The sequence below is a fragment of the Lentzea sp. NPDC020367 genome, assembly GCF_044387305.1.
Lineage (GTDB): Bacteria > Actinomycetota > Actinomycetes > Mycobacteriales > Pseudonocardiaceae > Lentzea.
This window is the reverse complement of the sequence record NZ_JBIRVV010000002.1, coordinates 596542-621986: the sequence shown is the minus strand read 5'-3', so window position 1 is coordinate 621986 and position 25445 is coordinate 596542. Positions and strand designations below refer to the sequence as shown.

The window sequence follows — 25445 nt, the reverse complement described above, 5'->3', positions numbered from 1 at the left end:
CTAGTGCCGACCCCTGACAGAACGGGCGCGCGACCCGCGTTCATCCCCGACTCGCGGGTCGCGCACCCGCACCATCAGGAGCCCGGTCAGACGTTCGCCTCCACCAGGTGCAGCAGGGCCTCGTGGTGCGTGTTCGGGTAGTCGTGCGGCCGGAACGGACGCGTCTGCGCCCGCACCAACGCCGCCGCCGCGGCCAGTTCGCCGGTCCGCACCTCGGTGTCCCGGTGCAGGAACGCGAAGTGCGGCTCCCGCACCTCGTCCGGCCACAGCAGCGTGTGCAGCACCAGGACGCCGTGCTGTGGGCGCAGCGCCGCCAGCGTTTCCTTGCCCCGCAAGGCGAACTTCACGATCGCCGCGGCCTTGGTGCGCTCCAGCGTCTCCCGCAGCAGCACGTACGACCGCACGGCCAGGTCGTCCGGCTCCACGTAGTAGCTGCGGTGCAACGCGACCGGGTCCAGGTCGACCTGCGGCGCGAACTGCTGCACGTCGATCACGCCGTCCTCCGGCGCCGGCAGGTCGCCCGGATCGATCTGCACGATCCGGCCGTCGTCGAGCTCGTAGCCGCGCCCGATGTCCTCCGGCGTCAGCCGCAGCGAGCACTCGCCGCACACCTGTTGGTGGCGGACGCGGCCGCTGTCCTCGCGGTGCACCAGGTGCACCTTGCTGCGATGTTCGGTGGCGGCCGACACCAGCCGCACCGTCATCGTCGACATCCCGAACCGAAGTGCTCCCCGCCACACAGTTCTCATGACAAATGAGTACTCGAACAGGTGTTCAACTAAGCATAACGCCTGATGAAAGGCCTCGTTCGGACGCGTCCGACAGGTGCCTCGGACGCGTGTTTCCGACGAAAGTCACTCCGAAGGCCTACCAGGGCGAAGGCGCGTAGTCCTTGAGGAAGCAGCCGTACAGGTCCTCGCCGGCCTCGCCGCGCACGATCGGGTCGTACACCCGCGCCGCGCCGTCGACCAGGTCCAGCGGGGCGTGGAAGCCCTCCTCCGCGAGCCGCAGCTTCATCGGGTGCGGCCGCTCGTCGGTGATCCAGCCCGTGTCGACGGCGGTCATCAGGATGCCGTCGGCCTGCAGCATCTCCTCGGCGCTGGTGCGCGTCAACATGTTCAGCGCGGCCTTCGCCATGTTCGTGTGCGGGTGCCCGGAACCCTTGTAGGCGCGGGAGAACTGGCCCTCCATCGCCGACACGTTCACCACGTACTTGCGGCGGTACGAGGACTTCGCCATCGACGACCGCAGCCGCGAGATCAGCAGGAACGGCGCCGTCGAGTTGCAGAGCTGCACCTCCAGCAGCTCCACCGGGTCGACCTCGTCGACGTTCTGGATCCACGAGTTGACCGGCGCGGTGTCCGGCACGAGGCCGCCCGCGTCGATGTCCTTGGACCCCGCCATCAACGCCAGCGTCGTCACCGAGTGCGCCTCGGGCACGGCGGTGCCGGGCAACGCCAGCTGGCCGTGCCCGCCGAACGAGATCAGCTCGGGACGGCGGGCGTCCCCGGTCAGCTCCTCGTGCTCGGCGTGCGCGAGCGGCGTGTAGGCGTTGGCGGAACGGCGCACGGTCTGGGCGGCGTTGTTGATCAGCACGTCCAGCGGGCCGCGCGACGCCACCTCGTCGGCCAGCGCCAGCACCTGGGACGGGTCGCGCAGGTCGATGCCGACGATCTTGAGCCGGTCGATCCAGTCGGCGGCGTCCGGCATCGTGGCGAACCGGCGGGCGGCGTCCTTGGGGAACCGGGTGGTGATCGTGGTGTGCGCGCCGTCACGCAGCAGGCGCAGCGCGATGTACATGCCGATCTTCGCGCGGCCGCCGGTCAGCAGCGCGTTGCGGCCGGTCAGGTCCGTGCGGGCGTCGCGCTTGCCGTGGTTGAACGCGGCGCACTCGGGGCAGAGGTTGTGGTAGAAGGCGTCCACCTCGACGAACCTCTTGCGGCACGTGTAGCAGGAACGCGCGCGCAGCAACGTGCCGGCGGAAGCGCCGACGGCGTTCGACACGAGGGGGAGGCCCTGCGTCTCGTCGTCGATGCGGTCCGGCGACCCGGTGGCCGTCAGCGCCGTCACAGCGCGGTCGTTGGCCGTGATGGCGGCCTTGCGCTCGGTCTTCCGGAACTTCTTCGCGGCCTTGAAGATCTTCGCGGTGGCCCGGCGGACGCGCACGGCGTCGTCGTGTTCCGCCGGCAGGTCCTCGACCTGGGCAAGCACGCGCAGGCAGACTTCCAGCTCTGCGGGGTCGATCGAGGTCATGAGCAGGCATTTTACGGGGTGAGGGGGTGCTCGGGATGACCGGGCCCGAACTGCTGGTGCTGTGGGACATCGACAACACGCTGATCGCGGCGCGCGGTTTCGGCGGACTGATGTACCGCGAGGCGTTCCGGACCGCGTTCGGCCGGGAGCTGGAGGGCCCCGTCGACCTCGGCGGGCGCACCGAGCTGGACATCATCGAGGAGACCCTGCGGCAGCACGGCATCGAGCACACCGAGGAGGCGTCGCAACTGCTGGCCGACGCGCTGGCGGACTCCTTCGAGACGCGCCGCGCCGAACTTCCGGGCCACGGCGAGGTCCTGCCCGGCGCGCTCCAGGCGCTCGAACACTTCGCGGACGACCCGCGGGTGCACCAGGGCGTTCTGACCGCGAACCTCCGCAGCGTGGCGAGGATCAAGCTGGAGGAGTTCGGGCTGGCGCACCTCGTCGACTGGGACGCGAGCGCGTTCGGCGACGACCACGCCGACCGCGCCGAGCTCGTGACGTTCGCCCGTGAACGCGCACAACGGATCCGGCCGTTCACACACGACGAGGTGGTGCTCATCGGCGACACCCCGCACGACGTCTACGCGGCGACGAAAGCGGGCGTGCGGCTCGTCGCCGTGGCCACCGGGCGCAGTTCGAGACAGGATCTCCACCAAGCTGGAGCCCAGATCGTGATCGACGACCTGAGCGACCTGTCGCGGCTGGCCAGGAGCGTGTGGGCCACCTGAGACGGGTCTGAACGGCCCTGGCCGACGGTCGATCACGGCGTTATGGTGCGCGGCATGCCCACAGCAGGCGGCCCGACAGTCAAACGGCTGTCCCAGCCGGACGCCGACATCAAACCGAAGGCCCTCGGACTTCCCCGAGGCCGCACGGTGATCTCGGTCTTCGGCTCTACCCAGGACATTGAGACGGATCTCGCCGCGAAGTTGTTGCCGGTGCTCAGATCCGTGGTCGTGACGGCGGCGCGCAACGGCGCCGTGTTCGTCACCGAAGGCACCGACAGAGGCGTTGTCCACTTGCTGGGCATGGCTTTGCAGGCGTGCGAGCAACGCTGGCCCGTCGTGATCGGTGTCGCGCCCAGCAGCAAGGTGCACGACCTCACCGAGAGCTCCACCAACGGTCAGGTCGCGCTGGAACCCAACCACAGCATCGCCGTCATCGTGCCCGGTTCGGAGTGGACGGACTCGACACCGGTGCTGTTCCGCACGATCGACGCGGTGCGCAACAAGAAGCCCGTGGTCGCTCTCGTCGTCGGAGGCGAGAACGAGCGGGAGGTGATCGACCACCTCAGCGGGGACAACCCGTTGCTGGTGCTCGCCGGCACCGGTGGCCTCGCGGACCGCATCGCGACGGGCGACCTCACCGGCGACCTCGCGGTGCTCGTGCGCAGCGGCAAGATCTTCATCATCCACGTGGACGAGGGTGCCGGTAAGGCCGTCACCGCGCTGGAACGGCTGCTGGGCAAGGAGAAGCCCGTCAAGCCGCCGCGGATCCTGCCCAAGGTCCGGTACCGGGCGCCGGAACCGCGCCCGCTCGTCGACCCCGGCTTCGTCGTGGCCTATCCGACGCTCGCCGACGCCATCCACGACGCGAACCAGGTCGTCGCGCCGGCGTTCCAGGAGCTCGACGCCGAGGCCGAGGTCGAGCAGAACCGCTACCGGCTCACGGCCGTGCTCGCGATCGCGGGCGGCCTCACCACGACGGTGTTCGCCGGGCTGCAGACCTGGCTCAAGGACACGCCGTGGCCGGGAGTGCTCGTCGTGGCGGGTGGCGCGTTCGCAGCGGCCATCACGATCGTGGCGCGCAAGCGGGAGTCGCTCGACAAGTACCTCACCGCCCGGTCGCGCGCGGAACGCCTGCGGGCGCTGTACTTCGCGCACCTCGCCTCCGTCGCCCCGGCCACGGAGGAAGAGCGCCTGGACAAGGTGGCGGATCTGGAAGCCGCGGTCAGCAACCGCAAGCACGAGGTGGTACGGACATGAGCGACAAGCAGCGCCAGGCCCAGTTCGTGGAAGCCTATCTGCGCCACCGCTTCCAGGACCGCCTCGACCACTTCGAACGCGCCCGCAAGCGCTACTCCCGCGCTCGCACGTGGACGGTCGCGCTCGCGGCCGCGTTCTTCATCGCCGCCGCGGCCGCCGCGGCCGTGGGCATGGCGGACGGGCCGCGCAGGGCCATGTGGGGTTTCGTGGCAACGGTTCTCGCCGCGCTGGGCACCGCGCTGTCGCTGTACGAGGCGACGTTCGGGTTCCGCCGCCTGGCGCGGGAGAGCGCCACCACTTCCGTTGCGCTGCAACGACTCGCGGTGGACGGCCCCACGCCGGACGATGTGGACGACGAACGGCTGGTCGCATTTGTGACCGAAGTGGAATCGGTGCTCAGGTACGGCAGGTAATGTCGAATCCTGGCAGAAATGATCAGGGGCTGGTTCGAAGAAAGCGCTCCCACGGTTAACACGCAGCGTGGGTGATCGATTACGGTAAGCACCGGTTCTGGTGTTTCCGTCACCCAGTTGCCATGATGACCACATCCCCCGATGCGGAAGCAGGCACGAGATGACTTGGGCGCGTCCCGCGATCGCCGAGCCCGAAACCGGCACCTTCGCCGAGGCCAAGGCTCTGGAGAAGGAGCACAGCACGATTCAGAACAGCAAGGCGGCACGCACCGTGGCCTGTCACGCCACGGACGCGCTCGACTGCGCTGACCTGCTGGAAATGCTCGGCTTGAGCGCCACGGAGGGCAAGGTCCGGGTGTAACCCCGCGACTGGATCCACCACTCGGCCACCAGCAGGTTCACCACGAACGACAGCCAGTTCGCGGTGGCGAAGATGAGCAGCCCGTCCCCGTCGGGCATCACAGCGCCGAGAGCAAGCCCCCAAAGGCGACCCGTCACGGCGGCGCCAGTGAGTGCGAAACCGCGGATCATCCAGATGCGGTGCTCGCCGAACTGGCGCCGCCGTGCCGTCTTCAGGCCGTAGAGCGCCGTCACGAACCAGAGCACCGACAGCACCGTCAGCGGCGCGGACGAGGCCAGCCCCGCGAGCGACAGCTGGGCGCACACGACGCCGAGCAACGACGACGGCAGGACCGCCGCGAAGTAGACGCGCCCCATGACCCGGTGAACCCTCGGGTGCCGGCCGCGCAGCCGCGGCCAGAACTGAGAGACACCCGCCAGGACCGCGACCGTTCCGGTGAAGATGTGGGCCACCAGGAGCCCGTAGTGGACCGGTCCGTGCAACGGCGGTCTCGCTTGATCCATGTCCAAAGTCACGTACGCGCTCGCGGCGAAGATCGTTATCGCGACGCAGACGAATCCCGACACCGCCAACCAGGCGGCGTACCCCCAAGAAGTTTTCATACTTCAAGCCTGTCAACGCGTTCACTCGAACGCGCTGGTGTGAGCCCCCGAGCGAGCAGTGGGGAACGCCCTACTGGGATGATGGGACTCATGCGGACGGTCGAGATCTCCGAAGAGCCGATCAGGCTAGGACAGTTCCTCAAGCTGGCGCAGCTGGCTCAGGACGGCGGACACGCCAAGGAGCTCATCGAGGACGGGGAAGTCCACGTCAACGGCGCTGTGGAGCTGAGGCGTGGCGCACAGTTGCGGCACGGTGACGTGGTGGTCGTCGAGAGTGACGAAGTGCGCATTTCTGTTCGGCCGTAGCCCATTACTCCGTTCAGCGGTAAGTGCATGCACATTCGCAGACGATCAGACTAGGGCCTGAAGACCTGTTCTGGGCCATTACCTCGCGCCATACGTGCTCTTTATGTCCCTTGTGGACATCTGGAAACGTGTTACGTCGCCACGGTTTTCAACGTGGTGAGACGCGCGTCACGTCCGGTATTCGGACTCCGGGAAACTTTTTTCCAGGGTCTGTAACGCGGATGCCAGAACATACGAATCACCGGTTGCGAGCTTCGGCTGCCGATCCAGTTTGCGGCGTGGCCGAAGATCGCGAAGTCCGCCAGATTCCAAGGTCCTCGGGGTGACCTGCGTTCGTGTACGTCCGAATCGCCGCTGAGCCGGGGAGATCAGAACGATGAGTGAGCAGGTCCGCGCTGCCCGTGACGTCGCTGCCCGTGACGTCGACGGGGTGCGCTCCACGCTCAATCCTCTGTCAGAACACAGACAGACGCACCCACCCGTTGCCCGCTGGGAAAGCCGCTACCGCTATGCCGTGATCACCGCCGACGTGGTGACCGTTGCCCTGGTCGTCGTCGCCGTCGGTGCCGTCATGAGCATCAGACACGCCGCTTTCGGCCCGCTTTCCCTTGCACTGCTGGACATACTCACAGTAGTCCTCGTCGTCGGTTCGCTCGCGATCAACCGCGTGTGGACGCCGACCGTTCTGGGTCAAGGAGCTGAGGAGTTCCGAAGACTCGGCCGGGGTTTGTTCGGTGCCGTCGTGGCGCTCGGACTCGGAGCGCTCGCCGTCGACATCCCCGGCGCCCGCCTGTGGATCTTCGTCGTGGTTCCCGCGATCGCCCTGGTCGCGTTTCCCATGCGTTACCTCCTGCGCCGCCCGCTGCACCGCGGCCGCAGTGAAGGACGTTTCCTGCTCTCGGTCCTCGCCGCCGGCAACCTCGACACCGTCGAGGACCTCATCCTCCGCACCAAGCGCGTCGCCCACCTCGGCTGGCGCGTGGACGCGATCTGCACGATCGACGGCCGCGGCCGCTCCGGCACCGACGTCGACGGCGTTCCCGTCGTCGGCCAGCTGCGCGAGCTCGCCGAGCACGTCCGTCGCGGTGGGTACCGCATCGTCGCCGTCACGCCCGACGCCTACTGGACACCTCGCCGTCTCCAGCAGCTCGCGTGGGCACTCGAGGGCTCCGGTGCCGAAATGGTCGTGTCGCCCGGTCTCATGGAGGTCGCCGGCCCGCGACTGCACATGAGCGCCGTGCTCGGCATGCCGCTGCTGCGCGTGAGCGAACCGGCACTGAGCGGATTCCGCCGTCTGGTCAAGGAAGTCGTGGATCGCGTCGGAGCGTTCCTCATCCTCGTCCTGCTGGCACCGCTCATGTTCGCCGTCGCCGCGTTCGTGATGATCGACAGCCGTGGTCCCGTCTTCTACCGCCAGAAGCGGGTCGGCAAGACCGGCGTGCCGTTCACGATCATCAAGTTCCGCACGATGGTGACCAACGCCGACGCGTTGCGCGCCAGGCTCGCCAGTGTCGACGAAGGCAACGGCGTGCTGTTCAAGATGAAGAAGGACCCGCGCATCACCAAGGTCGGCACGTTCCTGCGCCGGTACTCGATCGACGAGCTTCCGCAGCTGTTCAACGTCCTCGCGGGCAGCATGTCGCTCGTCGGCCCGCGCCCGCCGCTGCCGGAGGAGACCGCGAAGTACTCCTCGGACGTGCGGCGCCGCCTGTTGGTGAAGCCCGGACTGACCGGCCTGTGGCAGGTGAGCGGACGGAGCGATCTCTCGTGGGAGGAGTCGATCCGGCTCGACCTGCGCTACGTCGAGGACTGGTCGCTCGCCCTCGACCTCGTGATCATGTGGAAGACCTTCCGCGCCGTCTTCGGCGGCCAGGGGGCCTACTGATGGGGAACCAAGACGTGATTGGCCTTGCTGTCATCGGAGCCGGGTACTGGGGGCCGAACCTCGTTCGCAACGCCCAGGCCACTCCCGAGCTCCACCTGCGTTACCTGTGCGACCTCGACGTTGAGAAGGCCCAGCGCGTGCTGGGCCAGTACTCGACCGTGCGCGCCACGGCGTCGCTGGACGAGGTCCTCGCCGACCCCGATGTCCACGCGGTCGCCATCGCCACCCCCGCCGCCACCCACCTGCCCGTCGCACTGGCGGCGCTGGAGGCCGGCAAGCACGTCCTCGTGGAGAAGCCGCTCGCGGCCAACTTCGAGGACGGCCTCAAGCTCGTGGAGACCGCCGAACAGCGCGGCCTCACGCTGATGCTGGACCACACCTTCGCGTACACCTCGTCGGTGCAGCACCTGCGCAAGATCATCCGCGGTGGCGAGCTCGGTGACATCCAGTACATCGACTCGGTGCGCATCAACCTCGGTCTGGTGCAGCCGGACGTCGACGTGCTGTGGGACCTCGCGCCGCACGACCTGTCGATCTTCGAGGCGATCCTGCCCGACGACGTCCACCCGGTGGAGGTCGCGGCCCACGGCTCCGACCCGATCGGCGCGGGCGTCGCGTGCGTCGGCCACCTCACGGTGCGGCTGTCCAACGGGGCAATCACGCACGTGCACGTGAACTGGCTGTCGCCGACGAAGATTCGCACGATGGTCATCGGCGGTTCGCAGCGCACGGTCGTGTGGGACGACAACAATCCCGCACAGCGACTGTCCATTTACGACCGGGGCGTCGACAAGTCCCCGGAGCAGCAGAAGATCTCCTACCGCACCGGCGACATGGTCGCGCCGGCGTTGGTGGAACGCGAGGCGTTGCGCACGATGATGGCGGAGTTCGCCGCGTCCATCACCGAGAAGCGGGCGCCCCTGACCGACGGCCGCGCGGGTCTGCGCGTGCTGGCGGTGCTGGAGGCGGCGTCGGAGTCGCTGCGCACCGGCGGAGTTTTCGTTCCTGTTCAACAAGTTGAAGGCAAGGTGTCCTGAATGTCCGCACAGCCCATTTCGGGGCAGCGCGCTCTCGTCACCGGTGGTGCGGGCACGATCGGATCCTCGGTGGTGGACCAGCTCGTCGAGGCCGGTGCGGCCGAGATCGTCGTGCTGGACAACTTCGTGCGCGGCCGCCGCGAGAACCTGGCTGCCGCGCTGGAGTCCGGTGTCGTCCGCGTCGTCGAGGGCGACATCAACGACAAGGCGCTGGTGCGCGAGCTGACCGAGGGCATGGACCTCGTCTTCCACCTCGCCGCCATCCGCATCACCCAGTGCGCCGAGGAACCGCGGCTCGCGCTGGAGTGCCTGGTCGACGGGACGTTCACGATCCTGGAGGCCGCCGCGGCCGCCGGGGTGAAGAAGGTCATCGCGTCGTCGTCGGCGTCGATCTACGGGCTCGCGGAGTCGTTCCCCACCAACGAACGGCACCACCCGTACAACAACGACACCTTCTACGGCGCCGCGAAGGCGTTCAACGAAGGCATGCTGCGCAGCTTCAAGGCCATGTACGACCTCGACTACGTGGCGCTGCGCTACTTCAACGTGTACGGCCCGCGGATGGACGTCCACGGTCTGTACACCGAGGTGCTCATCCGCTGGATGGAGCGCATCGTCGACGGCAAGTCGCCGCTCATCTTCGGTGACGGCGCCCAGACGATGGACTTCGTGCACGTGCACGACATCGCACGCGCCAACATCCTCGCGGCCAAGGCGCCGGTCACGGACACGGTGTACAACATCGCGTCCTCCCAGGAGACATCGCTCAAGGAGCTCGCCCTCGCGTTGCTTGCCGCGATGGACTCCGACCTGCCGCTGGAGCACGGCCCCGAGCGCAAGGTGAACGGCGTGACGCGCCGGCTCGCCGACATCAGCCTCGCGGCCACCGAACTCGGGTGGAAGCCCGAGATCGGGATGGACGGCGGTCTGCGCGACCTCGTCGCGTGGTGGCGTGCCGAGAAGGCCGCCGCCGAGCAGAACGCGGCCGAGAACGCCTGATCCACTCGGACCGCGGGCGCGGCGGCCTCTCCTGGATGCCGCGCCCGCACCCGCAAGACCGCGAACACGGCAGCCGGTCAGGCCCGCCGCGCCCGCACTCCGCACGAACGTTCGCCGGTGCCCGAGCAGGAAAGCGCCGCGGACGAGCCCGCACCACAACAACACAGACCGCGGGCGCGGCCGACACCCCCAGGTCCGCCGCGTCCGCACCCCTTCCGCGGTCGTCGCTCTGCTCCACCCGCCGTCGAGCAGAGCGACGGCCGCGGACACCAACTCCGCCAGCGAAGAGGTAGAGCTTTGATTCCGGTTATGCGGCCGTTGCTCGGCGAAGAAGAGGCGCTCGCCGCCGCCGAGGCCGTCCGGTCCGGCTGGGTGGCCCAGGGTCCTCGCGTCCGGGAGTTCGAAGAAGCGTTCGCCGCCTCGGTCGGCGCGCAGCACGGTGTCGCGGTGTCCTCCTGCACAACGGGTCTGCACCTCGCCGTGCACGTGCTGGGCATCGGCCCCGGCGACGAGGTAGTCGTGCCGTCGCTGTCGTTCATCGCCACCGCCAACGCCGTGCGCTACACCGGCGCCACCCCCGTCTTCGCCGACGTCGAGGTGGAGACCGGCAACCTGAGCGCGTCCACAGTGGAACCCGTGCTCACCGAACGAACACGCGCGGTCATGGTCGTGCACCAGGCCGGCGTGCCTGCGGACGTCGACGCCCTCAAGGCGTTGTGCGAACCGCGCGGCATCGCGGTCATCGAGGACGCGGCCTGCGCGGCGGGTTCCACCTACAAGGGCAAGCCGGTCGGCACGGACGCGCTGCTGGCCGCCTGGTCGTTCCACCCGCGCAAGCTCCTCACCACCGGTGAGGGCGGCATGGTCACCACCGACGACCCCGAGTGGGCCGTCCGGCTCAAGCGTCTGCGCGAGCACGGGATGAGCGTCTCCGCGGCCGACCGCCACAACGGCGGAAGCGCCGTCATCGAGCAGTACCTGGAGACGGCGTTCAACTACCGGATGACCGACATCCAGGCCGCGGTCGGCCTGGTGCAGCTGTCCAAACTGGACGCGATCATCGCCCGTCGCCGTGAGCTGGCCGCCCGCTACCACCAGCTGCTCGACGGCGTCGTCGAGACCGTTCGTGACCCTGAGTACGGAACGACGAACTACCAGTCGTTCTGGGTCTGGCTGCCGGAAGGCGCGGACCGTCAGGAAGTCCTTGCGGGCCTTGCCGAACGCGGCGTGAGTGCACGGCGCGGAATCATGGCGTCACACCTCGAACCCGCCTACGAGGGTCATCCCGGCGTCGCGTTGCCGGTGACGGAGGCCTTCACGGCCAGGACGCTGATCCTTCCGCTCTTCCACGACATGACGGAGTCCGAACAGGACACGGTCGTGTCAGCGTTGTCGGAAACTCTCCACACATTCCAGCTGACCGTACGTGGTTGAAAAATAAAGATTGAGCCAGCAGCGGAACATTTTTGTGTTGACACGTAACAGTTCTAACGAGATCGCCGACGTTCGGAGTAGCAGCCCTGTGCTGTCCAGCGTAGTGCGCGGATCACACACGGTAACTCCGTCCGAGAGGTGAAACCCAATGGTGGCTCAGCAGTCGCGTCTCGTGCGGGTGCTTGTGATCACGGCATTAATCGCATCGACGATGTTCGTGATGGGGGTCTTCAACGCCCCCAACGCCAACGCTGCTCCGTGTGACTTCCCGGTCACCAACAAGGTCGCGTGCGAGAACACGCAGACCGGTGCTGATGACTGGCAGGCGCAGTACCGGGACGACACGATCCTCGGGTACACAACGGACATCAGCTACAACATCGGCCAGACCGTCAGCTTCAAGATGCTGACGTCGGCCTCCTCGTACAAGCTCGACATCTACCGGATGGGCTGGTACGGCGGCAAGGGCGCCCGGTACATGGGCACGGTCAACCGCAACACCCCGCAGAACCAGCCACCATGTCTGCGGGACGCGCCGACCGCGCTCATCGACTGCGGCAACTGGGCCGTGTCGGTCACCTGGAACATCCCCTCCACCGCGGTCTCCGGCATCTACTACGTGCGCATGACGCGCAACGACACCGGTGCCGAGAACGAGATGGCGTTCGTCGTCCGCGACGACGCCTCCACCTCGAAGGTGTTCTTCCAGACCTCCGACGCCACCTGGGTCGCCTACAACCGCTACGGCGGCAACAGCCTCTACTTCGGTGACGGCCCCGGTCAGGGCGGCAGCTCGTACAAGGTCAGCTACAACCGCCCGTACACCGGCGGCGACGGCGACGAGAACTTCATCTTCAACGCCGAGTACCCGATGCTCAGATTCATGGAGCGCAACGGGTACGACATGAGCTACACGACCGACGTCGACTCCGCGCGCCGCGGCAACCTGATCAAGAACCACAAGGTCTTCATGGCGGTCGGCCACGACGAGTACTGGTCGAACGAGCAGTGGAACAACGTGATGGCCGCCCGTGACGCGGGCGTGCACATGGCGTTCCTGACCGGCAACGAGATCTTCTGGAAGACCAAGTGGGAGAAGAGCATGGACTCCTCCCAGACCGACTGGCGCACCATCGTCTGCTTCAAGGAGACGAAGGGCACCCAGAACGACGGCACGAACACCTGGACCGGCACCTGGCGAGACCCTCGCTACAGTCCACCCCAGGATGGCGGCAGACCCGAGAACGCGTTGCTCGGCAACATGTTCACCGTCAACGGCCGGCGTGACGACGCGCTGCAGGTCCCGGCCGCGTACGGCAAGATGCGGCTCTGGCGCAACACCGACCTGGTGAACCTCGCCGCGGGCACGACGTACACGTTCCAGCCCGGCACGCTGGGCTACGAGTGGAACACCGTCTACGACAACGGCTTCCAGCCCGCCGGTGTCGCGCAGATGTCCCGCACGACGGTGAACCTCGAGGGCTACTACGGCCTGAAGAACTACGGCGACGAGTACGGAGGCGGTCCCGAGACGCACGCGATCACTTACTACCGCGCGCCTTCCGGTGCGCTGGTGTTCGGTGCCGGCACGGTGCAGTGGGCGTGGGGCGTCGATGACGAACACGCGTTCCCGACCAACACGCCGACGTCGGACAAGCGGATCAAGCAGGCGACGGTCAACTTCCTCGCGGACATGGGCGTGCAGCCCTACCAGCTGTGGGGCGCGGACCAGCTGACGATCTCCGGTGCCATCAACGACAACGCGGCACCCGGCGTGCAGATCACGACGCTGCCCGCGCAGTCCACGGTCGGCCAGGCCTACACCTTCAGCGGCACCGTGATCGACGCCGCGGGCAAGGTCGCGGGCGTCGAGGTCTCGACCGACGGCGGCAACCGCTGGCACTACGCGACCTGGCAAGCCGGCCAGACGTCGTGGAGTTACACCTACACGCCGAACCAGTCCGGTACGGCGCAGATCAGGGTCCGCGCGGTCGACGACTCGCTGAACCTCTCCGCACCGGTGAGCGCGACGCCGAACGTCACCGCCAAGACCTGCCCGTGCGGCATGTTCGCCGGCACGGAGGTCCCGAAGGTCACGTCCGCCGACGACAGCTCGCAGCTGGAGCTCGGCGTGAAGTGGAAGGCCGCGAGCAACGGCTACGTCCGGGGCGTGAAGTTCTACAAGGGCACCGGCAACACCGGCACGCACACCGGCAGCCTGTGGTCCTCCACCGGTGACCTGCTCGCCACCGGCACGTTCGTCAACGAGAGCGCCACGGGCTGGCAGACGCTGCTCTTCCCGTCGCCGATCGCGGTGAACGCGAACACGACCTACATCGTGTCGTACTACACGCCGACGGGGCACTTCGCCTACGACACCGGCGGGTTCTACCAGCAACAGGCGTACATGCAGCCGATCACCGGCCTGCAGTCCGGTGTGGACGGACCGAACGGGATCTTCCGCTTCGGCGCCGGCTTCCCGAACCAGACGTTCGACAACACGAACTACTGGGTCGACGTGGTGTGGGCGACGGACCCCGGTCCCGACACCCGCGCGCCGATCCAGAACGCGAACTCGCCGGTGACCAACGCCGGTTCGGTCGCGCTCAACACCACGGTGTCCGGCACGTTCGACGAGAACGTGACCCTCAACTCGGCGCAGGTCACGGTGACCGGCCCGGCGGGTGCGGTCACGGGCACCAAGACGATCTCGAACGACGCCCGCACGATCACGTTCACGCCGTCCGCTCCACTGGCGGCGGCAACCGCCTACACCGTCACGATGAGGGCGGCGGACGCGGCGGGAAACCTGTCCACGCAGTCGAACTGGACGTTCACGACAGGCTCGCCGCGCCCGGCTGCCTGCCCGTGCACGATCTGGGACGACTTCGCGGCACCGGCCGTGATCGATGCCGGTGACACCAGCCAGGTCGAGGTCGGCACCAAGGTCCGCTTCGACGGCAAGGGCGAGGTGCTCGGCGTCCGCTTCTACAAGGGCACCGGCAACACGGGCACGCACACCGGCTCGCTGTGGACCTCCACGGGTCTGCTGCTCGCGACTGGCACGTTCACCGCGGAGACCACGTCCGGCTGGCAGAAGCTGATGTTCAACTCGCCGGTCCAGGTGCAGGCGAACACGACCTACGTCGTCTCGTACTACGCCCCGAACGGCCGGTACTCGGTCAGCTCCGGCTACTTCAACGGCCAGGAGGCGAGCTACCAGTCGCTGCACGCGTTGCAGAACGGCACCGACGGCGGCAACGGCGTCTACAAGTACGGAAGTGGTGGCGGGTTCCCGAACTCGTCGTACAACGCCACGAACTACTGGGTCGACGTCATCTACCGCAACGGTCTCAACGGTGACACCACGCCGCCGACGATCACGACCCGCACACCGGCCGTGAACGCGACGAACGTGGGCCTGCAGAGCGCGTTGACGGCGACGTTCAGCGAGGCGGTCGACCCCGCGTCGGCGCAGATCTGGCTGACGGACCCGAAGGGCGCCAAGCTGTCCGGCTCGGTGTCGCTGTCCGGCGACCAGAAGACGGTCACCTGGACGCCGTCCGGCAAGCTCGTGTCCGGCACGCAGTACAAGGCGCACGTGGGCATCGCGGACGTCAACGGCATCGCGATGCCGGCGGCCGCGGAGTGGACCTTCACGACCACGACCACCGCGACCTGTCCGTGTTCGCTGTTCAGCACGGCGACGGTGCCGACGGAGACGTCGGCCGACGACTCCGGCGCGTACGAGCTCGGTGTCCGGCTCACCCCGACCCAGTCGGGGCAGATCACCGGCGTCCGCTTCTACAAGGGGACCGGCAACACCGGCACGCACACCGGCAGCCTCTGGAACGCCAACGGTCAGCGCCTCGCGACGGGCACCTTCACGGGTGAGACCGCGACGGGCTGGCAGACGCTGACGTTCTCGCAGCCGGTGGTCGTGAGCTCCGGCCAGACCTACACCGCCTCGTACACGACGACCACCGGGCACTACGCGGTGAACGCCGGGTACTTCGGCACGGGTCCGGTCAACTCCGGTCCGCTGTCGGCACCGCAGGAGACCAACGGCGTGTTCGTGCCCGGCAACGGGTTCCCGACCATGACCTACGGTTCCGGCAACTACTGGGTCGACGTGCTGTACCAGCCCAACGCCGACAACGTCGCTCCGGTGCCGCAGTCGCACACGCCGCTGACCGGCGCGAGTGACGTGGCCCTGAACTCGACGGTCACCGTGTCGTTCGACGAGCCCGTGGATCTCAACTCGGCGCAGTTCGACGTCACCGACCCCGGTGGCGCGAAGATCGCCGGCACGCGGGCGCTCTCGCCGGACAGCAGGATGATCACGTTCACGCCTGCCGCCAGGTTCGCGGCGTCCACTGTGTACTCGGTGACCGTGAAGGCCGCGGACACGTTCGGCAACATGATGGCCAACCCGGTCACGTGGTCGTTCACCACGACGACGACGCAGACCTGCCCGTGTTCGTTGTTCAGCGCGGCGACCGTTCCGACGGTAACTTCGGCTGATGACAACGGCGCGTACGAGCTGGGCGTCAAGTTCACGTCGAGCACGAACGGGCAGATCACCGGCGTGAAGTTCTACAAGGGCACGGGCAACACGGGCACCCACACCGGGTCGCTCTGGTCCGCGGACGGCCAGCGCCTGGCCACCGGCACGTTCTCGAACGAGACCGAGTCGGGCTGGCAGACGCTGACGTTCTCGTCGCCGGTGTCGATCACCGCCAACACCACGTACACCGCCTCGTACACGACCACCGTCGGTCGCTACGCGGTGAACGAGGGCTACTTCGGCACGGTGACGTCGCCGCCGCTGGGTGCCACGCCGTCCGCCGGTGTGTTCACCGCCGGGTCCGGGTTCCCGACCTCGACCTACAACGGTGGCAACTACTGGGTGGACGTGATGTTCCAGTGATGCGCCTGTGACTGCTCGGCCACTGCTGTTCCTCGGGGCAGGTGGACTGACTCGCGAGACTCTCGCGGCGGTCCGCCTCCTCCCGGAGACGTGGGACCCGATCGGGGCTCTCGACGACTCCACCGCCCTGCACGGCACCCTGATGGACGGGGTGCCCGTGCTGGGCGGGCTCGACACCCTGGCCGATCATCCGGACGCGGCCGTCGTGCTCTGCATCGCGAGTGCGCGGCGGTCGCTGGTCCGGCTGGACGTGGCCAGGAGGCTCGATCTGCCGGACGAGCGGTGGGCGACCATCGTGCACCCGGCGGCTGTCACCTCCGGTGCTTCTGTGGGCGCCGGAACGATTCTGCTCGCGGGTGTCGTCATCACGACCCCGCTGTCGATCGGCCGGCACGTGGTGGCCATGCCCCAGGTGCTGATCACCCACGACGACGAGGTCTCGGACGGCGTCACGTTCGCCGGCCGCGCGTCGCTCGCGGGTTCTGTGCACGTCGGGGAGGCCGCGTACCTGGGACAGGGAGCCCTGGTGCGCGAGGGCGTGAAGATCGGCGCCGGTGCCGTCATCGGCATGGGAGCCGTTGTCCTGCGGGACGTTCCCGCAGGAGAGACGTGGGCCGGTGTGCCGGCCCGCCCGTTGCGTGGGGAGAGCGCGTGATCGAGATTCCACTGGTGGACCTGCGTGCCCAGCACGAGCAGGTGGCCGACGAGGTGGCCGACGGCTGGGCCGAGGTGCTCAAGACGACGGCCTTCATCAACGGCCCCCAGGTCGCCCGGTTCGAGTCGGAGTTCGCCGCCTACCAGGAAGTCGCGCACGCCATCGGTGTCGGCAACGGCACCGACGCCATCGAACTGGCGTTGCGCGCGCTGGGCGTCGGTCACGGCGACGAGGTCGTGCTGCCCGCCAACACCTTCATCGCCACCGCCGAGGCCGTCGCCCGGGCCGGTGCGACGCCCGTGCTCGTGGACTGCGTGGACGACACGCTGCTGATCGACGTCGACCAGGTGTCCTCTGTGGTCACTTCGCGCACCAAGGCCGTTGTGCCCGTTCACCTCTACGGCCAGGCCGCGCCGGTCGAACTGCTGCCGCTCGGACTTCCGGTCGTCGAGGACGCCGCGCAGGCCCAGGGCGCGCGCCGCAACGGCGTCGCGGTCGGTGGCCTCGGTGTCGCCGCCGCGACCTCGTTCTACCCCGGCAAGAACCTCGGCGCGTACGGCGACGGCGGCGCGGTGCTGACGACGTCCGACGCGATCGCCGAGTCGGTGAAGCTGTTGCGCGAGCACGGTTCGCCGCGCAAGTACGAGCACCCGGTGCTCGGCTTCAACAGCCGCCTCGACACGCTGCAGGCCGTCGTGCTGTCCGCGAAGCTGCGCCGCCTGGAGGGCTGGAACCAGGCCCGCCGCGCCGCCGCCCAGCGCTACACCGAACTGCTCGCCGACGTCGAACGGGTGCGCGTGCCGGTCGTGCTCGACGGCAACCTGCCCGTCTGGCACCTCTACGTCGTCCGCGTGCCGGACCGCGACCGCGTGCTGTCCGCTCTGCACGCCGCGGGAATCGGCGCCGGCATCCACTACCCGACGCCGCTGCACAAGACGGGCGCGTTCGCGCACCTGGACGGCTCGTTCCCGATCGCGGAGACCTCCGCCGCGGAACTGCTGTCGCTGCCGCTGTTCCCGGAGATCACCGAGGCCCAGCAGACCCGCGTGGCCGAGGCACTGAAGGAGGCGCTGCGATGACCGGCGTTCGTGTGCACCCCAAGGGTTTGTGCGAGTCCGAGGACGTGGGCGACGGCACGCGCGTGTGGGCGTTCGCGCACGTGCTGCCGGGCGCGCGCATCGGCCGTGACTGCAACATCTGCGACGGCGCGTTCGTCGAGTCACGCGCGGTGCTGGGCAACAACGTGACGGTCAAGAACGGCACGTTGGTCTTCGACGGCGTCACGTGCGAGGACGACGTGTTCCTCGGCCCGAACGTGCTCTTCACCAACGACCTCCGCCCGCGCGCCCACGTCAAGAAGACCGGCGACGCGCTGGAGACCACCCTGGTGCGCCGGGGCGCGACGCTCGGCGCCGGTGCGATCGTCGTGTGCGGCACCGAGATCGGCGAGCACGCGTTCGCCGCGGCCGGTGCGGTCATCACGAAGTCGGTGCCCGCGCACGCTTTCGTGGCGGGCAACCCGGCGGTCGTGAAGGGCTGGGTCTGCGCGTGCGGCGTGCGGCTCTCAGACGATCTCTCGTGTCCCGAGTGCGGCATCCGGCACGAGGAGACCCCGGACGGCCTGAAAGCCGTCTGAGCAAGCGTTCGAGGCCGCCGGAGCAAGTGCTTCGGCGGCCTTTCGCGCAAAACCCGGACGTGCCGCCGCGGGCCTTGTAGCGTCCCGGCGGTGCATTTGCTCACCACCGCGCAACAGGACCGGATGCGGCACCTGGCCCGTCGCAGCCCGGCGTTCATCGGCATGCGGATCGTCGTCCACACCGACCACGTCGAGATCAGCCATCCGGAGCCGCTCGAACTCGGCTTCGAGTCGCTGTCAGCGGCACTGGCGGGCACTCCGTCCGGCGACTGGCCGGACCTGGTCGACGAGCACTTCCGGCGGGCCATCGCTCTCGGCACGGCGGACGGTGCCGACCTCGAAGGGCCGGCCGACGTCGTGCTCCAGAGCACCTACCTGCGCCTGGCCACCTCGGACAGCGGCGTTTCGGAGGTCGCGTCCTACGCGGAGGAGATCACGCCCGGCCTGCTCAGGGTGCTCGCCTTCGACCGGCCCGACTCCATCGTGGTCATGAAGGACGAGGACGTGCTCCGGCACGGGTACGACCAGCTCTGCGACGCCGGCGCCGAGAACCTGGCGAGGGAACTGCCGGACCGGTTCCTCGAGGCCGACGGCGTCTACTACCTGCAGGGCTCGGACTACGTCGGCTCCCTGGTGCTGATCATCCCGTGGGTGATCGAGGCCGTGACCGGGGTGGCCGACGCGCCGCACGGCGCACTGGTCGCGATGCCCGCCCGCGACCAGTTCGTCTTCTCCGTCATCCGGGACCAGGACACCGCGGGCGTGCTGGCGGCGCTGGACGAGGTCGGGCGGCTCACCGCCGAGTGCCACGCGAACAGCGCCTACCAGCTCAGCTCACGCGTGTACTGGTGGCGTCCCTGGCCCGTGGGCGGCCTCGAAACCGTCGGGCACCACAACGGCGCGGGCATGGTCACCTACTACTCCGGCGACTTCGAGGACATGCTCTTCACCGTGGGACTGGAGCACGGAACCGCCTGAGTGCTTATTCGGGCTCCCAGGCCACGAGGCGGTCGAAGGTGCGCAGGTAGTCGCCCTCGCCCTTCAGCGCGTCCGCGGTCTTGCGGCCGTAGAAGGACAACACCAGGTCGCTCGCCGTGCCGCTGAACGACGCGTCGGCCGTGCCAGGGACGTCACCGAGCCGGGCGCCGTCGCCGTCGAGCGTCACGCGCCAGGAACGGCCCTCGGAGGCGTGGTAGTCGACGAGCACGGGCTCGTGCGGCCACCGGGACCTCGTCGCGACGCAGGTCGTCTGGAACTCCTCCACGCCGTCGAGCGCGACCTCGGTCGGCAACGGCTGCGGGGCACCGATGGTGAGCTGGGCGTCGTAGGTGTGGACCGCGATCTCCTGGAGCTGGTGGCGGGCCGCGGTACCGGTGTTGCGCGGCGACTGGAAGTCGCTCCACCACGCCCAGCACTCGCGGTCGGGGCCGGACTCCTTCAGCGCGTCGACCAGCAGCCGCGACGACTCGGTCATCCACGCCACGAGGTCCTCGCGCGGTGCCTCGACGGGCGTGCGGACCGGGGGAGCGTCGGACGGGCCGGCGGCGACGATCTCCGCCCACTTGCGGCGGCCGTCGCCCAGGTGCTGGACCAGGTCGTACAGCGTCCAGCCGGGGCACGACGGCACCGGTGCGTCCAGATCGGGGGCGGCGGCGATGGCGGTGGTGAAGGCGGCGGTCCGCTCCTCGATCAGTCGCAGAAGGTCGGGGAACGCCAGGTTGTTGTGCACGGGCGCTGTCTATCACCGTGCCGGGGTGGGCGCACACTCATTTTCCGCGGCGAGCAGGCGGAGGCGGTCGTCGTCCCGGCTGCCCGGCTCGGCGGTGTAGACGATGAGCACGGGGCCCGGCGCGCCGGGGATCGGGTAGGCGTCCCAGTCCAGGTTCAGCTCGCCGACCAGCGGGTGGTCGACGCGCATGCGGCCGCGGGTCGTGCCCTCGACGTCGTGACGGGACCACAGCGCCGCGAACTCGCCGCTGCGCGCCTCCAGGTCCGCCACCAGCTCCGTCGCGCGCGGGTGTCCCGGCTCGGCGGAGACCTGGGCCCGCAGCATCCCGGTCAGTTCGGCGACCGTGGCCGCGCGGTCCGGGCACGCCTGGTCTGAGTCCGGGTGCAGCAGCAGGGCGAGCAGGTTCCGTTGAGGCGCCTCGGCGAACGCTCCGAGCAGGGCGCCGGCCAGCGGGTTCCAGGCCAGCACGTCGAGGAAGCGCCCCACGACCAGCGCGGGCGAGGTCGTGGCGTTCATCAGCCGCAGGGTGGTCGGCGGCACCTCCTCCGGCGGGTACCGGCGAGCCCTGGCGGGGGTGCGCGCGGCGGCCGCGAGGCTGTGCAGGTGCCGGGACTCCTCCGCGGAGAAGTTCAGCGCCCCGGCGATCGCGTCGAGCACCTGGTCGGACGGCCGCACGTCACGGCCCTGCTCCATGCGCTGGTAGTAGTCCGGGCTCACCCCGGCCAGCAGGGCCAGTTCCTCCCGGCGCAGCCCCGCGACGCGCCGCCGCGGACCCGGCTCCAGCCCGACGTCCTGCGGCCGCACCCTGGTTCGCCGGGTCCGCAGGAACTCGGCCAGCTCACGGCGGGGATCGTCGGTCATCGGCCCAGTATGCCCACGGTCCGACCGGCGAGGGTGGGTCCGCCAGACCCAGGACAAGGCGAACGACCGAGATCACGCGAGGGGAGCCCAGGATCGGTGACATCAGCCGATCACAGGAGGAACTCGACATGAAGGCCGCACAGATCACGAGCTTCGGAGCACCGGACGTCCTGCGGGTCGTCGAGGTCGACCGGCCCTCTCCCGGCGCCGGCGAGATCCTGGTGCGGGTCGAGGCCGCCAGCGTGAACGGACACGACGCGATCGTGCGGTCGGGCGGGCTGAAGATGGTGTCGGGCCGCGCTTTCCCGATCGGTGTCGGCCTCGACTTCACCGGCGTCGTCGTCACGACCGGCTCCGGCGTCGAGAGCTACCGCGCCGAGGACCGTGTGTGGGGCATGGTGCATCCCCGCCAACGACACACCGTCGCGGGAGCGGCCGAGTACGTCGTGGTCGCCGCCGACCGCGTCAGTCCCGCCCCGGCGGGTGTGTCGGCGGTCGAGGCGGCGTCCCTGGTCGTCGCGGGCAGCACGGCGCTGATCGCGTTGCGCGACAGCGTGGAACTGGCCGAGGGCGAGCGGGTACTGGTCCGGGGCGCGGCCGGTGGCGTGGGCACCGCGGCCGTGCAACTGGCCCACGCGATGGGCGGCCACGTCACCGCACTGGCCCGCGACCGGCACGCCGACGCACTCCGCGGCCTGGGGGCCGACGTGGTCCTGGACCACAGCACCACCACCCCGGATCAGATCGGTCCGTTCGACGTCATCGTCGACACCGTGGGCTCCGAGTTGCCGCGCTATCGCCGCAGGCTCGCCAAGGGCGGCCGCATGGTCACCATCGCGCTCTCCGGCCCCGCCCTGGCCGCGATCGCGATGTCGAGCGTCCACGGCTCCCGCCGCATCCGCACGTTCAGCGCCAACCCCGGTTACGCCGTGCTGGACGACCTCGCCGACCACGTCACGTCCGGCGCGCTCCGCCCGGTGGTGCACGGCGTGTACCCGCTGACCGACATCGCGGCCGCGCACGAGGCCTTCGAACGCGGAGGCGTGCTGGGCAAGCACGTCATCGCCGTTTAGAGCTGTCCGTTTTCACCCGAACGAGCCGTTCTTTGGAGTTACTTCAACAGTTACGGTCCAAGGGCATGACTGCATTCCTTTCCACCGCGTACAGCCGGGATCTGGGCGACGAACTCCGCAGGTTGCGCGAGGACAACACCAGTTTCGGAGGCCGATCCATGGCCGTCCAGCTCGGCTGGGACCCGAGCAAGGTGTCGAACATCGAGACCGGCAAGGCCCGCCCCACCGAGGTCGACCTGGCCCAGTACCTGGCGACGTGCGGGAAGGGCATCGAATTTCTGCAGGACTTCACCGATCGGTACCGGCACGCTTTCGATCTGTACTTCGCCCAGGCCCCGAGCAACAACCTGCGCACGCTCACCATGGTCGAGAACATGGCGACGAAGATCTTCGCCTACGAGATCTTGTTGATCCCCGGACTGTTGCAGACGGAGACCTACGCGCGCGCCTTGTTCATGGATGCAGGCCTCGAAACGCTCGAAGCCATCGAGAAAGGCGTCGAGAAGCGGATGGAGCGGCAGTGCATCTGGCGGCGGCCTTACCGCCCCGAGTGCGTGTTCTACGTGCACGAACTGGCGCTACGGTTGCAGGTCGGCGATGCGCGGACGATGGAAGACCAGTACCTGCGCCTGCTCTTCAACGCGGATTTCGTCCGGATCGTGCCGGCGAACGCTGTCAGCTTCGCGCTCAAGAAGCCGCTCAGCCTGTTCGAGTTCGGCAAGGCATCGCCTCTTGCATACACGGAGACCGACCTGGCCAACGTGTTCGCGCAGGATGCCGCCGCCATCACGGAGAGCAGGAAGCTGTTCGAGCGGTTGGATGCGGTAGCCCTGAATGCGGAAGAATCTCGGAGCATGCTGGCGGCGTACGTCAGCGGTCTTCGAGAGGATCTTCATGGCCACGGAACAGACTTGGCGTAAGAGCAGCTACAGCGGCAACACGACCGACAGCAACTGCGTCGAGGTCTCGCTGACCCAGGACGCGTTGGTGCGGGACTCGAAGAACGCGAGCGGCGACGTCCTCGCGTTCTCCGCCCCTGCCTGGCAGAGCCTGCTCAGCTGGCTGGGCTGACCTCGGCCGCCTTGCGTTCGGCGGCCTCCTGTCTGGCTATGCGCAGCAACGCCCCGGACACGCCGATCAGCATGAACGTCATGCCGGTGGCGACGCTGAACGCGAGTTCGTCGAACGTGGCGGCGCCCAGCGCGGACGTCAGCATCGCGGCCACCAGGCACATGGCGATGCCGCGCACGCCCTCGTCGCGGGACAGCGCGCGGGCCCGCAGCGCCGCGAAGATGCCGCCGAGGAACAGCAGCACGAACGCGATCAGGCCCAGGTAGCCGTTCTCGATCATCGTCAGCAGGTACTGGTTGTCGAGGATCGTGTACTTCGAGGGCAGGAACGTGCCGAATCCTCGGCCCAGGAACGGGTGTTTGGCGATCTCCAGCCACGCGCCGTCGTAGTCCTTGGTGCGGCCCTGGAACGACGGGTCGTCCTCGATGTTGGAGAACATCGAGGTGACCGTGCCGAACAGGCCCGGCACGACGACGGAGGCGCCGCCGAGGAACACCGCGCCGACGCCCAGAAGCGGCAGCCCTCGTTCGCGGGGGAGCAGGATCGCCATCACGATGCCCGTCACGACGAGGCCGATGATCGCCGTGCGGGACAGCGACAGGATCGCCATCAGCGCCAGCAGCGACAGCGCCATCCACCAGCGGCCGACGGGTTCGCCCTTGTCCTTGGCCCGGAACACGAAGTGCGCCGCGAACGGCACGCCCAGCACGCAGACCAGACCGAACTCGATCGGGTGGTTCACGGTGCCGGCCGGGCGGAAGAAGATCGACCGGGACTCCAGCGCCGAGTAGCCGTTGTCCTGCACGCGCAGGCCCGGCAGCGTGATGTACGAGGCGAGGTCGAGGCCCAGGCCGAACTGGAACAGGCCGACGAACGCGCTGACCGTCAGGCAGGCCACCATCACCCGCAGCGCGCGGCTCAGGCGTTCACCGCTGCGGACCGCGTCGCACACGAACACCGCGAGCGCCGCCATCGACACGACCCGGATCAGCGCCGAGTCCGACACCGACAGCTCGTCGATCGGCAGGTAGCGCCGCGTCGCGAGGGCGTACGTCATCAGGTGCAGCATCACGTAGATCGCGAGGATCGTGCGGACGGCGTTGCGGCCCTTGGCCATGCCGAGGTGGTCGACGAGGTGCGCGGCGAACCACACGACGGCCAGGCACATCGCCACGAACAACGCCGGCGGCAGCGTGATCGGGACGAACGCGATGGTGAACCGGGCGGGGACGACGAGCAGCGCCACCATGTAGAAGATGAGCAGAGTGGCGCCGTCGGCTCGCTGGGCGGTCAGTCGTCTTTCGTCGGCCATGCGGGGTCTGGCTTGGGTGCGGCGATGATGACGGTCTTCTGGTGCGCGTTCGGCACGCCCTGGGGCATTGGCCGCTGCGGCGGGGCTCCGTTGCCGTTGCTCTGCGGATGCGGATTCGGCCGGACCGGCGGAACGGGCTGCGGCGTCGTCTCCTTTTCGGACGGTGCCGGGTCCTTCGCGTCCTTGCCGTCCTTGGCCTCTTTGTCCTTGCGGCGCTTGGCCTTCAGCATGATCGAGTCGGCGGCGAACGTCGAGGCGAGCGTCAGCAGCAGCAACACGACGGTGGCCGCGCCGACGTACCGGACCTTGCCGCCGATCTTGGCCGACGCCGTCGTCGGCTTCACGAGGATCTGCGCGGTGATGAACGTCTGTTCGGGCGCGTTCAACGCCTTCTGCTGCGCCGCGAGCTCGGCGACGGTCTTCTCGAGCACCTTGCCGACGAGGCCTTCCGCCGACTCGGCCGAGTCCGACTCGGTCGTGATGAACAGCAGCGGGCCGCCGACCGGGCCGGTGTTCGCGGTGTAGACGGACGTCGAGCCCTTGCCCGCCAGTTCCTCCGCCGTCTTCGGATCGCCGAGGACCTGGGTGAGGATCTGCGCGGTGGTCGTGAGGCTGCCGTCGAACTGCAGCAGCGGGTTGACCCTGACGACGTCCTCGGGCTTGGTGTTCGCCGTGTACCGGCCACCTGCCGCGGGGGAGGTGAGGACCAGCACGCCGCTCGACTCGTAGCGGGTGGGCACGGAGATGTAGACGTACAGCGCGAGGATGCCCGTGAGCAGCACTGCGGGGAGGGCGATGTACCACCGCCGCCGCAGCACTCGTACGGTTCCCCAGAAGTCCATCAAAATCCCCGATCCGCGGCTCGGTATTGCGAACGCAATGTTCGTAGGGTATCGCCTG

23 protein-coding genes are annotated in these 25445 nt (G+C 68.6%); 16 read left to right on the top strand and 7 right to left on the bottom strand.

All coding sequences use genetic code 11. The annotated features are described in order from the left end of the window. Positions 1–86 precede the first annotated feature (86 nt). Entirely contained in the window at positions 87–749 is a 663-nt protein-coding gene (locus ACH413_RS10070) for a Ku protein (protein ID WP_360030480.1), read from the bottom strand. A gap of 118 nt (positions 750–867) precedes the next feature. Then, complete coding sequence (locus tag ACH413_RS10065) at positions 868–2253, bottom strand: SDR family NAD(P)-dependent oxidoreductase (RefSeq protein ID WP_360030478.1); 1386 nt, start codon at positions 2251–2253, stop codon at positions 868–870. A gap of 35 nt (positions 2254–2288) precedes the next feature. On the opposite strand from ACH413_RS10065, the gene ACH413_RS10060 reads away from it, so the two are divergent. The 3 genes from ACH413_RS10060 to ACH413_RS10050 are packed head-to-tail and all read left to right on the top strand — an operon-like array spanning position 2289 to position 4654. Beyond that, complete coding sequence (locus tag ACH413_RS10060; protein WP_360030476.1) at positions 2289–2984, top strand: haloacid dehalogenase-like hydrolase; 696 nt, start codon at positions 2289–2291, stop codon at positions 2982–2984. A 54-nt stretch (positions 2985–3038) separates the two neighbouring features. After that, positions 3039–4241 (top strand): DUF4231 domain-containing protein, encoded by a 1203-nt coding sequence (locus ACH413_RS10055; protein WP_360030474.1) that lies wholly within the window; start codon positions 3039–3041, stop codon positions 4239–4241. Next, positions 4238–4654, top strand: a complete 417-nt coding sequence (locus ACH413_RS10050; protein WP_360030473.1) for an SLATT domain-containing protein — start codon at positions 4238–4240, stop codon at positions 4652–4654. Before ACH413_RS10055 ends, ACH413_RS10050 begins: the two co-directional genes overlap by 4 nt. 279 nt (positions 4655–4933) lie before the next feature. On the opposite strand, the gene ACH413_RS10045 is transcribed toward ACH413_RS10050, so the two are convergent. Continuing rightward, positions 4934–5518 carry a DUF2306 domain-containing protein gene (locus ACH413_RS10045; protein ID WP_360030471.1) on the bottom strand — a complete coding sequence of 195 codons (585 nt, stop codon included), beginning with the start codon at positions 5516–5518 and terminating at the stop codon, positions 4934–4936. Between the two features lie 189 nt (positions 5519–5707). Between ACH413_RS10045 and ACH413_RS10040 the strand changes: the two genes are divergently transcribed. The 10 genes from ACH413_RS10040 (at position 5708) to ACH413_RS09995 (ending at position 19477) form a co-directional block, all read left to right on the top strand. Then, positions 5708–5923 (top strand): RNA-binding S4 domain-containing protein, encoded by a 216-nt coding sequence (locus tag ACH413_RS10040; protein ID WP_360030469.1) that lies wholly within the window; start codon positions 5708–5710, stop codon positions 5921–5923. A 376-nt stretch (positions 5924–6299) separates the two neighbouring features. Continuing rightward, positions 6300–7808 (top strand): sugar transferase, encoded by a 1509-nt coding sequence (locus ACH413_RS10035; RefSeq protein ID WP_360030467.1) that lies wholly within the window; start codon positions 6300–6302, stop codon positions 7806–7808. A 14-nt stretch (positions 7809–7822) separates the two neighbouring features. Then, positions 7823–8845, top strand: a complete 1023-nt coding sequence (locus ACH413_RS10030; protein ID WP_360030465.1) for a Gfo/Idh/MocA family oxidoreductase — start codon at positions 7823–7825, stop codon at positions 8843–8845. Further along, positions 8846–9844: an NAD-dependent epimerase/dehydratase family protein gene (locus tag ACH413_RS10025; protein ID WP_360030463.1), complete on the top strand. Its 999-nt coding sequence runs from the start codon at positions 8846–8848 to the stop codon at positions 9842–9844. It abuts the gene before it with no gap. A 309-nt stretch (positions 9845–10153) separates the two neighbouring features. After that, positions 10154–11278: a DegT/DnrJ/EryC1/StrS family aminotransferase gene (locus ACH413_RS10020; protein ID WP_360030461.1), complete on the top strand. Its 1125-nt coding sequence runs from the start codon at positions 10154–10156 to the stop codon at positions 11276–11278. A gap of 220 nt (positions 11279–11498) precedes the next feature. Continuing rightward, on the top strand, positions 11499–16208 hold the full coding sequence (locus tag ACH413_RS10015) for a DUF4082 domain-containing protein (protein WP_360030459.1): 4710 nt from the start codon (positions 11499–11501) through the stop codon (positions 16206–16208). A 7-nt stretch (positions 16209–16215) separates the two neighbouring features. Beyond that, positions 16216–16863 carry a NeuD/PglB/VioB family sugar acetyltransferase gene (locus ACH413_RS10010; RefSeq protein ID WP_330277520.1) on the top strand — a complete coding sequence of 216 codons (648 nt, stop codon included), beginning with the start codon at positions 16216–16218 and terminating at the stop codon, positions 16861–16863. Continuing rightward, a complete protein-coding gene (locus tag ACH413_RS10005; protein ID WP_360030457.1) occupies positions 16860–17942 on the top strand; it encodes a DegT/DnrJ/EryC1/StrS family aminotransferase in 1083 nt (360 codons plus the stop codon). Before ACH413_RS10010 ends, ACH413_RS10005 begins: the two co-directional genes overlap by 4 nt. Then, positions 17939–18499, top strand: coding sequence for an acyltransferase (locus ACH413_RS10000; RefSeq protein WP_319973335.1), 561 nt, complete (start codon positions 17939–17941; stop codon positions 18497–18499). The genes ACH413_RS10005 and ACH413_RS10000 overlap by 4 nt, the downstream gene beginning before the upstream one ends. 90 nt (positions 18500–18589) lie before the next feature. Next, complete coding sequence (locus ACH413_RS09995; RefSeq protein ID WP_360030455.1) at positions 18590–19477, top strand: hypothetical protein; 888 nt, start codon at positions 18590–18592, stop codon at positions 19475–19477. Between the two features lie 4 nt (positions 19478–19481). Here ACH413_RS09995 and ACH413_RS09990 read toward each other — a convergent pair whose 3' ends face one another. Together ACH413_RS09990 and ACH413_RS09985 are read right to left on the bottom strand one after the other, a co-directional pair. Then, positions 19482–20228 (bottom strand): maleylpyruvate isomerase family mycothiol-dependent enzyme, encoded by a 747-nt coding sequence (locus tag ACH413_RS09990; RefSeq protein ID WP_360030453.1) that lies wholly within the window; start codon positions 20226–20228, stop codon positions 19482–19484. A 12-nt stretch (positions 20229–20240) separates the two neighbouring features. Continuing rightward, complete coding sequence (locus ACH413_RS09985) at positions 20241–21089, bottom strand: helix-turn-helix transcriptional regulator (protein ID WP_360030451.1); 849 nt, start codon at positions 21087–21089, stop codon at positions 20241–20243. Positions 21090–21217: 128 nt separating this feature from the next. Here ACH413_RS09985 and ACH413_RS09980 point away from each other — a divergent pair, with 128 nt between their 5' ends. From ACH413_RS09980 to ACH413_RS09970, 3 genes are all read left to right on the top strand, one after another. Beyond that, positions 21218–22162 (top strand): NADP-dependent oxidoreductase, encoded by a 945-nt coding sequence (locus ACH413_RS09980; RefSeq protein ID WP_360030449.1) that lies wholly within the window; start codon positions 21218–21220, stop codon positions 22160–22162. A 65-nt stretch (positions 22163–22227) separates the two neighbouring features. Next, on the top strand, positions 22228–23082 hold the full coding sequence (locus ACH413_RS09975; protein ID WP_360030447.1) for a helix-turn-helix transcriptional regulator: 855 nt from the start codon (positions 22228–22230) through the stop codon (positions 23080–23082). Next, entirely contained in the window at positions 23057–23233 is a 177-nt protein-coding gene (locus ACH413_RS09970; protein WP_360030445.1) for a DUF397 domain-containing protein, read from the top strand. The genes ACH413_RS09975 and ACH413_RS09970 overlap by 26 nt, the downstream gene beginning before the upstream one ends. Here the strand turns inward: ACH413_RS09970 and ACH413_RS09965 are convergent. Together ACH413_RS09965 and ACH413_RS09960 are read right to left on the bottom strand one after the other, a co-directional pair. Continuing rightward, on the bottom strand, positions 23217–24545 hold the full coding sequence (locus ACH413_RS09965) for an O-antigen ligase family protein (protein ID WP_360030443.1): 1329 nt from the start codon (positions 24543–24545) through the stop codon (positions 23217–23219). The genes ACH413_RS09970 and ACH413_RS09965 overlap by 17 nt on opposite strands. Further along, positions 24524–25387 (bottom strand): hypothetical protein, encoded by an 864-nt coding sequence (locus ACH413_RS09960; protein WP_360030441.1) that lies wholly within the window; start codon positions 25385–25387, stop codon positions 24524–24526. Before ACH413_RS09960 ends, ACH413_RS09965 begins: the two co-directional genes overlap by 22 nt. Positions 25388–25445: the final 58 nt, after the last annotated feature.